The organism is Thiobacter subterraneus (assembly GCF_055379455.1).
Map to the genome: position 1 here is coordinate 1,808,736 of NZ_AP042402.1, position 11,986 is coordinate 1,820,721.

8 protein-coding genes are annotated in these 11,986 nt (G+C 65.2%); 1 reads left to right on the plus strand and 7 read right to left on the minus strand.

Annotated features, from left to right (window positions below):
• Positions 1 to 59 precede the first annotated feature (59 nt).
• Entirely contained in the window at positions 60 to 1,868 is a 1,809-nt protein-coding gene (locus tag ACZ42P_RS09065; protein WP_464897233.1) for an asparagine synthetase B family protein, read from the plus strand.
• Here ACZ42P_RS09065 and ACZ42P_RS09070 read toward each other — a convergent pair.
• The 7 genes from ACZ42P_RS09070 to ACZ42P_RS09100 form a co-directional block, all read right to left on the minus strand.
• Complete coding sequence (locus ACZ42P_RS09070; protein ID WP_464897234.1) at positions 1,822 to 3,126, minus strand: putative O-glycosylation ligase, exosortase A system-associated; 1,305 nt, start codon at positions 3,124 to 3,126, stop codon at positions 1,822 to 1,824. The two genes, ACZ42P_RS09065 and ACZ42P_RS09070, sit on opposite strands and share 47 nt — an antisense overlap.
• Positions 3,123 to 4,475, minus strand: coding sequence for a phenylacetate--CoA ligase family protein (locus ACZ42P_RS09075; protein ID WP_464897235.1), 1,353 nt, complete (start codon positions 4,473 to 4,475; stop codon positions 3,123 to 3,125). The genes ACZ42P_RS09070 and ACZ42P_RS09075 overlap by 4 nt, the downstream gene beginning before the upstream one ends.
• Entirely contained in the window at positions 4,472 to 5,674 is a 1,203-nt protein-coding gene (locus ACZ42P_RS09080) for a glycosyltransferase (RefSeq protein ID WP_464897236.1), read from the minus strand. The genes ACZ42P_RS09075 and ACZ42P_RS09080 overlap by 4 nt, the downstream gene beginning before the upstream one ends.
• Complete coding sequence (locus tag ACZ42P_RS09085; protein WP_464897237.1) at positions 5,667 to 6,881, minus strand: TIGR04063 family PEP-CTERM/XrtA system glycosyltransferase; 1,215 nt, start codon at positions 6,879 to 6,881, stop codon at positions 5,667 to 5,669. The genes ACZ42P_RS09080 and ACZ42P_RS09085 overlap by 8 nt, the downstream gene beginning before the upstream one ends.
• 12 nt (positions 6,882 to 6,893) lie before the next feature.
• Positions 6,894 to 8,927, minus strand: a complete 2,034-nt coding sequence (locus ACZ42P_RS09090; protein WP_464897238.1) for an LTA synthase family protein — start codon at positions 8,925 to 8,927, stop codon at positions 6,894 to 6,896.
• Positions 8,928 to 9,122: 195 nt separating this feature from the next.
• Entirely contained in the window at positions 9,123 to 10,037 is a 915-nt protein-coding gene (locus ACZ42P_RS09095) for a methyltransferase domain-containing protein (protein ID WP_464897239.1), read from the minus strand.
• The gene (locus ACZ42P_RS09100; protein ID WP_464897240.1) at positions 10,034 to 11,977 is read right to left on the minus strand and encodes an XrtA/PEP-CTERM system amidotransferase; all 1,944 of its coding nucleotides are present in this window, start codon (positions 11,975 to 11,977) and stop codon (positions 10,034 to 10,036) included. Before ACZ42P_RS09100 ends, ACZ42P_RS09095 begins: the two co-directional genes overlap by 4 nt.
• Between the last annotated feature and the right edge of the window lie 9 nt (positions 11,978 to 11,986).

Consider the following 11,986-nt stretch of genomic DNA (forward strand, 5'->3'; position numbering starts at 1 on the left):
GGCGCGCGCGCCGCACACTGCGGGGTCGTGGCGCGCGGCCCCATCGCAAGGGAGGTTCCATGCTCTGCGGCTGGCTGGGTGTCGCCACCGATGATGCACGCGCGGTGCTCGACAGGATGGCGCCGGGAGCACCGGGCGTGCTCGCCCGGCCGAATGCAGGGCTCGCCGTGCATTCGCCGCTGGGTCTGGCCACGACAGGGGAACACGGCGGGACCGTCGTCGCGATCCACGGCCGGGTGCGATTCGCGGAGCCCAGCCTCGCGGCGATTGCTGCAGAAAGAGGCGCGGCGGTGGCCGTCGCCCAGGGCTTCCGGGAACAGGGTACGAAGGTGCTCGGCGCGCTGCAGGGCGGCTTCTGCCTGGCGCTCATGGATCCGGGCACGCGCACCCTGCTGCTCGCCATCGACCGCATGGGCATCGAAAAGCTGGGCTTTGCCCTGCTTCCCCAGGGTGTGGTGTTCGGGCGCAGTCTGGACGGCGTGGCGCAGCATCCGGCCGTGGGGGTGCGACTCTCGCCCCAGGGTCTGTTCGATTACCTTTACGCCCACATGGTACCCTCGCCCGGGAGTATCTACCGCGGCGTGGAAAAGCTTCTGCCAGCCCAGTATCTGCTCTGGCGCGATGGCCGAAGCGAGCGTGGCTTCTATTGGGAAGCCGCCTGGGAAGACGCGGAAACCGATGCCTTCGACGAGCGGGCCGCGCATTTGCACACCCTGCTGGAAGAGGCCGTGCGCACCGCCTTGGGCAGCGATCGCGCAGGGGCCTTCCTCTCGGGCGGGCTGGACAGTTCCACCGTGGCCGGCATGCTGGCTCGCGTGGCAGGTCATGCCGACAGCTTTTCCATCGGTTTCGCCGCGGAAGGCTATGACGAAATGGCCTACGCCCGCATCGCGGTGCGCCATTTCGGTCTCACGCCGCATGAATACTACGTCACGCCGGCCGACGTGGCCGCAGCCATTCCCCTCATCGCCCGCGCCTACGACGAGCCCTTCGGCAATGCCTCGGCAGTGCCCACCTATTACTGCGCCCTGCGGGCCCGGGAAGCGGGGCTGCCGGTATTGCTGGCCGGTGACGGGGGCGACGAGATTTTTGGCGGCAATGCGCGTTACGCCAAGCAGATGGTGTTCGAGCTCTATCAGCGGCTGCCCCGCAGCCTGCGCAGCGGCCTGATGGAGCCCCTCGCCCGTCGGCTGCCCGACACGATTGCGCCCCTGCGCAAGGTCAAAAGCTATGTGGAGCAGGCACGCATCCCCCTGCCGGAGCGGCTGGAGACCTACAACTTCCTGCACCGCGACCCGCTGCCGGCGATTTTCGATGCCGCCTTCCTGAACACCGTCGATACGGACCGGCCGCTGGCCATCCAGCGCGAGGCCTATTTCCGCACCCGCGCCCGTCACCCCATCAACCGCATGCTGCACCTGGACTGGAAGCAGACCCTGGCCGACAACGACCTGCGCAAGGTGGGCCGCATGACGGAGCTGGCCGGTATCGAAGTCCGCTACCCCATGCTGGATGAGGCACTGGTGGACTTCGCCGCCAAACTGCCCCCCTCCTACAAGGTGCGGGGTCAGCGCCTGCGCTGGTTCTACAGGGAGGCACTGCGCGACTTCCTGCCCGCCGAGATCCTTGCCAAGAGCAAGCACGGTTTCGGCCTGCCCTTCGGCGTGTGGATGAAGGAAGACCCGGCCCTGCACGCCCTTGCCCTGGACAGCCTGCGCGCCTTCCGCGCCCGCGGTATTTTGCGGGAAGCCTACATCGACCGCCTGATCGCCGCCCACGAAAGCGAACATGCCAGCTACTACGGGGTGATGATCTGGGTGGTCATGATGCTGGAACAGTGGCTGCACGCCCATTCCCTTTCCCTCTGACCGGCGCTGCAGCGGGAGCCGCCGCCTTTTCCTCCTGGAGCAGGATCACCTTGGCCAGGATGATCAGCATGAGCACGTGGTAATAGAGGTCGAAATAACTCAGCCCCAGAAAGGCCCCCGCAGCGTAGTAGGCCATCATGGTCACCTGGCCCATGGCTGCGAGATCCGCCGCCCATTTGCGCTCCGGATCTTTTTTCGCACGGCGTATCACCCATGAACCCGTGCGCCAGGTGAGCAGGCCCAGCAGCAGCCACAGAGCCAGTGCCGGAAAGCCGTGCTCGCCGAGCTGCTCGAAATAAACACTGTGCACGTCGTGCAGGTCTTCAGGGTCAGGGGCATACATATGGAATGTCGGCGCCTGGAACATCTCAAAGCCCCCGCCGGTGATCCGTGTCTTTGCCACGTTGAGGGCCGTCCACCAGGCATTGATGCGACCCTGGGCCGAGCCATCCTCCTGATAGTTCTCGATGGTCTGCATGCGCTCGTACCACTGGGGCGGCATGATGAGCCAGACCAGTCCCGCGGCAATGGTTATCAGGAGGGCCGTGACAAACTTGTTGCGGCTCTTCCACCAGAAGATGACGCCCATCACTGCCGCCCCCACCAGGGCCCCGCGCGACTGACTGCCTATCGCGGCGAGCGCCGTGAGCACGATGCCCGCGGTGAGCCCCAGCCGGATCCAGCGGCTCTTCTCCGTGAGCTGCAGATAGCGCATGAGGGGAATGGTCATGAGCAGGGCGAGGGCAATTTCATTGTTGCCCCCGATGAACGAGCCTGATGGGCCCTGGACGCGATACACCCCGCCGTGGACGATGGTGAAGATGCCGCCCTTGATCCCGTAAAACCCCAGGGAAAGGACGATCACCCAGACCAGGAGACGCAGCTTGTGCCGGTCATTGATGACAAGGGGGGTGATGAAGATCATGAGCATGATTTTCATCACCTTTTCCCACTGGGTCCACGCGAGCTCCGGATAGAAGGCAAAGAAGGTGGTCAGCGTCCACCACAGCGCGAGCAGGAGAAGCACCGTCATCTCCCGGGTCCAGGGCATGCGCCTGGGCTCCTTTGAAAACAGTACGCCCCCCAGCGTGGCCAGCGCCGCCAGGTAGGCCCAGGGGAAAGAATAGGCAAAGCCATAGGCCAGCCGGTGCGGGTTCATGTAACTGATCCAGGAATACAGATACAGGCCCCAGTGCGGCCGCGACAGGGCGAAGGGGAGCACCCCGAAGAACACCACCGCCAGCAGCAGATCCCTCATGGCGTCACCCTGCTCACAATGTAACGATATTTGCCCGATGCCTCGCGGGGAATCTCCGCCACCCTTTCGATGGCAATGGTCACACCTTCGCCCAGGCGGCGGCCAAGGCCGCTGCGGATGCCTTCCAAGGACGCTTCGTGGAACCCCGGCCCCGTGACCAGCAGCACCCGGGTGAGATCCCGGCTTTCCTGGATGATTTTGAACTGCACCACACCCGGCACGTCGCGCACCACGTAGATCAATGCGAGGCCGTGCATGACGGTGCCATCACGGGCCACGACGAAGTCCGTGGTACGGCCCTGGATTTCCGCGAGCAGGGGCAGGCCGCGGCCGCAGGGGCAGGGTCGGTCGTCCAGCACACCCACGTCGCCCGTGCGGTAGCGGATGAAGGGGAAATCACCCGTGGCCAGGTGCGTGACCACGATCTCGCCGGGCTGGCCCGGCGGCAGAACGCGGCCATCATCCCCGACGATTTCCACGATGATGTCCTCCGCCGTCAGGTGCATGCCCCCTGCGGGGCACTCATGGGCGATGAAGCCGGCGTCGCGCCCGCCGTAGCCGTTGGCCACGGGACAGCCGAACACCCGGGAAATGGTTGCGCGCTGGTCATCGTAGAGCCGCTCCGAGGTGACGAAGGCCACACGAATGCCCAGCCCGTCCATCGCCACGCCTCTTTTTTCCGCGTGCCGGGCAATCAGCGCCAGGGAGGAAGGATAGCCAAACAGCATGCGCGGCCGGAGGCGGCGTATCCGGGCGAGATAGCCGTCGAGCTTCTGTTCCGACATCTCGAAGGCGGGCAGGAGGCAGGTGCGCAGCAGCCGGTCGCGCAGCGCACGCAGCCGGTCCTGCCGGGTGAGCTCGATGGGCGAGCCCCAGACCACGATTTCCGGATCGCCGATGTCCACCCCCCACCAGCGGGTGGCCCGCCACTTCGCCGCCACATCGTGGGAGACACGCTCCCGGCCGACGAAGAAAATCAGGGGCTCGCCGCTGGAACCGCCGGTATTGAACCGCGCCAGCCCCCGCGCATCGTCGGCCTTCAGCGTTTCCAGATGGGAACGGATATCGGCCTTGGTCAGGAATGGCAGCCGTGCCAGGTCGGCCGGGCTCGTCACGGTCTGCGCATCGAAGCCCAGGCGCCGGAACAGTTCCCGGTAATAGGGCACGTGGGCCTGGGCGCGCGCCAGCAGGTGTTTCAGGCGCGCAAGCTGCAGCGCGCGGATTTTCTCCCGCGGCCACCACTGGCTCCGCTCGAGCTCCCGGCGCACGGCCACGGTATCGTGTCCTTTCAGGCGCTCATGCACGGGAAACAGCACACGGGCTGCGAACCAGGTGTAGGCGTCGCTCATGCCGCTGCCAGCTCCCGGAAGCGCGTGATGAGCGTTCTCACGCGGTTGTCCCAGGCGTTCTCCGCCGCGTAGGCACGAATGCGCGCGCGATCCCATTGCTGGCGAAGGGCCCTTCCAAGCGCCGTGGCCAATGCATCCGGGTCGCCGAAGGGCACCACCATGCCCAGGCTTTCGTCGCGCACCACTTCCCGGTTGCCCCCCACGTCGGTGGTCACCACCGGCAGACCGCAGGCCATGGCCTCCAGGAACACGTTGGCCCAACCTTCGTTGCGGGTGGCGAGCACGAACACATCGGCCGCGGAAAGGGGCCAGCGCAGTTCCCCCGGCGGCACCACTCCGAGGAAGCGCACGTGCCGGCCCAGGCCCAGCCGGGCCACCTGCTGTTCCAGCTCGGCGCGCATGTCGCCCTCGGGGGAGGCACCGCCGACAATGAGATAGACGAGATTCGGGAATTCCCCGAGCAGGCTGGGCAGCACTTCTATCACGCGATGGAAACCCTTGCGTTCCACCAGCCCGCCCACGGAAACCAGCACTTTGGCGTCCGCGGCGAGGCCGAGCCGCGCCCGCGCCTCGCCCTGGTTTTCCGGATGAAAGACTTCGGTATCGACCCCGTTGCCCACGACCTCGATTTTGTCCGGCGCCGCACCCAGGTTCACCACATGGCGCCTGAGGGCCTCGGCCACACTGAACACGCGCGCCGCGCGTTCCAGTGCCGAAAGCATGCGCCGGCGTTTGAGCGCATGGCGGGCATGGGGCACCTCGGTGCCGCGCAGGGTGATGGTGACGGGCACGCCCAGCCAGCGGCCGAGCCAGGTCGCGGCGTAGCCGTCGGGCCAGGCGAAGTGGGCGTCGATGAGCTGGAAACCAAATTGCCGCTTGAGACGCCCCATCAAAGGCAGGCTGCAGACAGCCATCATGAAGCCATCCCAGCTGCGGAACAGGCCGGGCACCGCGAGAAAGCGCGGGTGCCACACTTCGATGCCCTGCTGGGTTTCGTGCCGGGGCGGCATCAGCCGGTAACCGGGCCTAAACAGGCGGATGAGTCCCTGCAGGGGAAACCAGGGCACCGGCGCCACCACGACCAGGGGCAGGTGGCGCGCCACGCGGAACATGCGCTCGCGGATGAACAGTCCAGCCGCGGGCTGCACGCTGCTGGGAAACAGCGAGGAAAACACCACCAGGCGCGGACCCTCAGCCATGTCGGTGTCTCCGTGCGTCTTCATACACCTGGCGATAGCGCGCCACGCTGGCCTTCCAGTTGCGCTCCGTTTCCACGAAGCGGCGACCCCGCGCACGCATCTCGTCCCACCGGTGGCGGTGAGCGAAAGCGTGCAGCACGGCACGCGCCAGGGCGGCGGCGTCATCGGCGGGAAACAGCCAGCCGGTCTCGCCGTGACGAATGAGCTCCCGGTGCCCGCCCACATCCGAGGCCACGAACAGGTGCCCCTGGGCCATGGCTTCCAGCGGCTTGAGCGGTGTCACCAGGTCGGTGAGGCGCATACGGTGGCGGGCGTACACCAGCAGATCGATGAGGTCGTAGTAGCGGTTCACCTCTCCATGGGGCACGCGGCCCGTGAACACCACGCGTTCCGCGACCCCCAGGCTTTCCGCCTGGCGTTTCAGGTTGCCTTCCTGCGGCCCGCCGCCCACCAGCAGGACCTTCACATCCGGCGCGTCCTCGAGAATGCGTGGCAGCGCGGCCAGCAGCAAATCCAGCCCCTCGTAGGCGTAGAAGGAACCGATGAAACCCAGCACCCGCGCCCCGGCAAGGCCGAGGGCTGCCTTGAGTTGCTCATCCGCCGGCCCGCCCAGGGGAAACCTTTCGATGTCCACTGCATTGGGTATCACCGTCACCTTGTGCGGGGCGATACCGCGCGCCACGATGTCGGCGCGCAGCCCTTCGCAGATGCAGGTGACCGCGTCGGCATGCTGGAAAGCCCAGGTATCCATGGCGCGGGAAAGACGGTAGCGCAGGCTGCCCTCGCTGGTGGTGCCGTGGTCCACCGCCGCGTCTTCCCAGAAGGCCCGCACCTCGTACACCACGGGGATGCCCCGGGCGTGGGCGGCCCTGACGGCCGGCACGGCATTGAGCTGGGGCGAATGGGCATGCACGATGTCCGGACGGACGGTGTCGATGACCGCCCCAAGGCGCCGTTCCAGCGCGCGCATGTCCGCCAGCTGGTTCAGCACCGGCAGGCGCCCCATGACGCCCTCGGGCTTGCGGGTGCGGTAGAAATGCAGCCCCTCCACTTCCTCCTCCGCCACGCTGCAGCCTTTCTGGCGCGGACCCGTGAGGTGGAAGGTCTCCCAGCCCAGCGCCCGCTGCTCGCGCAGGATGGCCGCGCTGCGAAAGGTGTAGCCCGAGTGCAGGGGCAGCGAATGGTCAAAGACGTGGAGGATGCGCATGGTTGCTGCTTCTCAGAAGGATGGCGGGGCCACCGGTCCCCTTTGCCCAGCGTTCCGACGAGAGTGCTGCTCCCAGCGCAAAGACTCCCAGTCGAGAACTGCCGCCCTAACGCCGGTGGCCACCACCGGGTCACTTTCCCACCGAGCGCGGGGGATCCAAGCGGAAGCGTCTTGCCGCGCCTCCTCATTCGAGAGATTCAACGTAGTTCTCACTCCCGTCGCGTCGACGTGTGCGATCGCTGAGGGATGCTCAAGGGAACCCACATACTGAAAGAGCCCGGCACGGGCGTAATCTCCGGAAAGTGTAAAATCGGTGCCCCCAGACAGGATGAGGGGCATCACGGTGGTTTGCCCCATCGGATGATTCAACCCCGCCAAAGGTCGGCTCGAGACGAAGACCGTGCGTGTCTGGGTATCGTCTAGGATGTGCCCATGCCCCAGGAAACCGTCGTCAAAGAGAGACTCGCCGTGATCCCCGCTGATGACGAACCAGGTCCTTTGGCTCAACCCCCTGTGCCGGATTTCTTCGACGATCTGGCCCAGGGCCCAGTCCGCGTAGGCTACGGCGTTATAGTAGGTCTCCCGAAGCCGTTCCCGACGGGATGGATCAATTTTCCCACGGGGCAGGGGCTTTATCCCAAGAAAATTCGGCATGCCATGGTAGTAATAGGGGAAGTGGGCGGATTGGAGATTTAGATAGAAAAAGAACGGTCTGTGAAGATCCAGCGCGCCCAGCGCCTGTCTGAACTGCTGCACCACGCGATGGTTGGACAGCGCCAGCGAGCCAAGCGCCGCGGAGGGGAAAACACGGTCCTCTTTGGCGGTCTCGGCGTCAAAGTAGATGTCCGCAAACTTTCTGCTCCCGACCTTGTTTGCCAACTCGCCGAACCCTTCTGCCTGCCCCGAAACCACCGCGATCTGATACCCGGCTCGTCTAAGCACCCCAAAGAGGCAGTTCTCAGGCGACGTGGGGTCGGTCAGCGTGCCGCAAAATATTGCTTTCAGAGAGCTCGTGGTATAACCCGTATGGCTGTAGTAGAGCGGGGCGGCGATACCCTCGCTGGCGATTTCCTTGAGATTGGGCATCACCGGTCTGCCGTTGACGCGTGCATCTAGCGCGTCTGCACGAAGACTCTCGACCACCACGAGGACGATGTTGTCTCGGTGTGAGGGCGCCAAAGCGGCTCGCCCGGGATCAACGGGTTCATGAAAGTCACCAAATAGGCCATCTTGGTCGATGCCATCGTCCGGAACATCGAGCGCATCGGGGTAACGGGAGGCGTCGAAGGGCCATGGATCGGGACGCCACGCAAAATACCCATAACCGTCCCCGTCGAAATCCGTCCCGGCGTCAAGGGCCAATTTGGCTAGAAAATAGGCTGTCGTGCGATTCATGTGATAACGGAAATCGCTGCTCTGATTGGCAACCCACACGCAAATCGCGGTACCCACCGAAGCCAATATTGCCCACCGGACATAGTAAGTGGCACGCCCTGCCAAAGGCTCGCTAACGCCAACCGTGGGCACGCCACCCCGTACAAAGGCATTTCCCAGCAAATACACCAGTACGAGGAAGGCCCCAGCAGCCAGAGCCACCGCACCTTCCTCGAGGATGTAGCGCAAAGCGTCCGCGAGGCTTCCGCCACCGAGGTTTTTCACCACGGAAAAGGTTAGGAAGTCGCTGAAATACTGGGCCAGCTGGTAGCGGCCCCCGATAAAGGCCAGGCTCAACACACCAGCGCCCCAAAAATAATGGTAGGCAAGAGTCGTACGGCTGACGCCCCACCGTGCAGCAAGAGCCGCGCCGGCCGCGAGCAGAAAGCCGTAGAAGGAAAGCTCCATGGCAATCAGGAGGCCCACGAACAACGGGATGTCAAAACCCGCGATCACATGCGATTGCAGGAAGGCGGGCTTGAAAATTTCGTACTTCGCGTGCAGCAATCCGAGTTCGACCGCGGAAAGGACCAGGACGTGGGCGAAGAGCAGAGCAGCAAGCCCTGGTTTGCCGAAGATGGCGTGGGTTGCGCGAAATATCTGCTTTCTCATGGCGTCAGCGCGGGGCTCTGACTGCGGCGCCTGCTCCCCAGCCGTCACTCGCGCACGCCGCACCAGAGGACCAGGAGCGAGTGTTTTCTTCCAATGCAGGCATGGTCGCGACGCCGCCAGCGGGCAATGGTTGCCACCTGGTGACAGATCGCCTTGGGCAGAACGGCCAATGGTCGACGATGTGGAGGATGCGCATCACGTCGTTTCCTTGCGGCAAATCAGCCAGAATCCAAGACAGCGGAGGTCGTCATCGCTGAGTCTCCGAAACCGGCGCGCAAGAGCCGGCCTGATTTCCTGCACTTCCAGAGGATCGGCGAGGAGCGTGGGCTCCAGCGCCATGATTTCGAGTCGCGCCTGCCGCACCGCTGTCCGGTAGGCATCGACACGGAGCCGATTGGGTGTGCCCTTGTGGCTATACATGAGCTGCCAGAGAAACTCGGGCCAGGCGAGAAAATCGAGGCGATTGTGCCGGTGCAGCCCGTGGCTCTTGGGATCCACCTGATGGATGGCGAGGGCGTCGCGTTTCATGGCGCGGCTCATATCCCGGAAGGTTGCCTCCAGATCGTTCACGTGCTCCAAAACGGCGCGGGAATAAACCAGATCGACCTCGTCGCAGAGTCCGCAAAGACCGTCCGGGTCGATCCGGTATTCGATTCGGTCGGGCCGAAGGCCTGAGGCGGGGTTGCCCGGTTCGGCGAAGCATGTCATCGCCCGCGCGCGCGCCGGGGGCGCCAGCGAATCCAGGAGTGTTTGATAAACGGCAAGGTTCTCTGGCGAGAGGGAAAGCAGGGGAAAGCGGTCCACGCAGGTGACACGCTCGGCACCGTGGGCGATCATGAGGAGCGCCACACCGGGAAGATCACCGGGACCGTATTCGAGGAGGCACTTGCCCCTCAGAAAATCGGGGATCTCCCGAGGCCGGATTCCCAACTTCACGAAGTAGTCATCAAAACACCGGCGGAAATACTCGGCGGCCTGGCCCACTGATTCGGCCCCGAGCCCCCGCCCGGTCTCCCCGGTGAGCCTCATGTAAAAGCCGGGTGCCAGGCGCGCCACCTGATTGGTGAGCGTGGCTTTAGCCACCCGTACGCCATCCTCCAGCCAACTCACGCTCGCCCTCCCGCAACCACCCGCAGCGCAGAACCCGCAGCGACACCGAGCGCCTCGTTCAGCCGCAGAAACGCCTCGAACATGAGCAGGCTCCAGAGGGGCGCGCTGAAATCCCGCACGCCGCTTTGGTGCTGGTCCACCATTTCCCGCAGGAAGGTCATGTCGAACCAGCCGGTGTCCGCCAGGCGGCTGCCCAGCACCGCTTCGCGCACGCGCGCCCGCAGGGGCCCGCGGAACCAGCTCGCCAGGGGTACGGCGAAACCCATCTTGGGCCGGTAGAGCACTTCCTGGGGCAGGTAGGGTTCCATGGCCTTCTTGAACAGGTATTTGCCCTCCCGCCCCTTAAGTTTCAGGGAACGGGGCAGGCCGGACACCCATTCCATCAGCACGTGGTCCATCAGGGGCTCGCGCACCTCCAGGGCGTGGGCCATGCTGGCGCGATCCACCTTGGTGTTGATGTCGCCCACCAGGTAGGTCTTCATGTCGAGATACTGCACGCGCGAGACCGGGTCGTCCTTGGGCGCGTGGGCATCGTGCCGGCGCAGCACTTCCACGGCCTGGTAGCCCTGCAGCTCGCGCCTGAAGCGGGTGCTGAACAGCCTGTTGCGCAGGGGATCCCCCAGGACGGAGACACCGTGGAAGTAGCCCGCGACTGCATCCCGCGCCAGGGCCTCGAAGGTGGACTTGGCGCGCAGCACTTTCGGCGCCCAGTCGAGCTTGGGGTAGAGCCGGCCCAGGAGGCCGAACAGGGGCCGCCGCAGGCCATCCGGCATCAGGCCGCGCAGGCGTTCTTCGTAGAGGTGCCAGCGATAGCGCCGATAGCCGGCGAAATTCTCGTCGCCGCCGTCTCCGGAAAGGGCGACGGTGACGTGGCGCTTCGCCAGCTCACACACCCGGTAGGTGGGCAGGGCGGAGGAATCGGCGAAGGGTTCGTCGTAGAGGCCGGCAAGCCTGTCGATGAGGTCGTAGTCGTCGGCATCCACCGTCTCCACGTGGTGGTGGGTGTGGTAGCGCCGCGCCACCTGCTGGGCGAAGGCGGCTTCGTTGAAGGCCGGGTCGGAAAAGGCGATGGAGCAGGTATTGACCGGCTCCGCCGACAGTCCGGCCATCATGGCCACCACGGCGCTGGAATCCACGCCACCCGAGAGGAAGGCCCCCAGGGGCACTTCCGCCATGAGACGGATCTTGACCGCTTCGCGCAGGCGTTCCACCAGTTCTTCCTGGGCATCGGCGAGGCTAACGGGCCCCACCGGACGGAAGGGAATGTCCCAGTACTGGCGCGGGGGGGGCAGCGGTGCGCCCCGGCGCAGGGTGAGGGTGTGGCCGGGCGGCAGCTTGAAGCAGTCGCGGTAGATGGTGCGGGGTTCCGGAATGTAGCCGTAGGCGAAGTAGTCCTCCACCGCCAGGGGATCCAGCACGCGCGCGAAGCCCGGGTGGGCGGTGAGCACCTTGAGCTCCGAGCCGAACAGGAACTGCCCATCGGGCAGCAGCGCATAAAAGAGCGGTTTGACGCCGAAACGGTCGCGGGCGAGGAAGAGGGTGCGCCGGTTGCGGTCCCACAGGGCGAAGGCGAACATGCCGCGAAAACGGTCGACGCACTGCTCGCCCCATTGCTCCCAGGCGTGGACGATCACCTCCGTGTCGCAATGGGTGCGGAACACGTGCCCGAGCGCCTGCAGCTCGGGCATGAGCTCGACGAAGTTGTAGATCTCGCCATTGAACACCACCGCCACGCTGCCATCCTCGTTGAACAGGGGCTGCTGGCCGGAGGCGAGGTCGATGATGGACAGGCGCTTGTGGGCGAGCCCGATGCCAGGCTCCAGATGCAGCCCGGTTTCGTCCGGACCACGGTGGTGCTGGCGTTCGTTCATGGCCGCGAGCAGCGCCCGGTCGATGGGACGTTCGCCGTCAAGATCGAAGATGCCTGCGATGCCGCACATAGTGGTTGG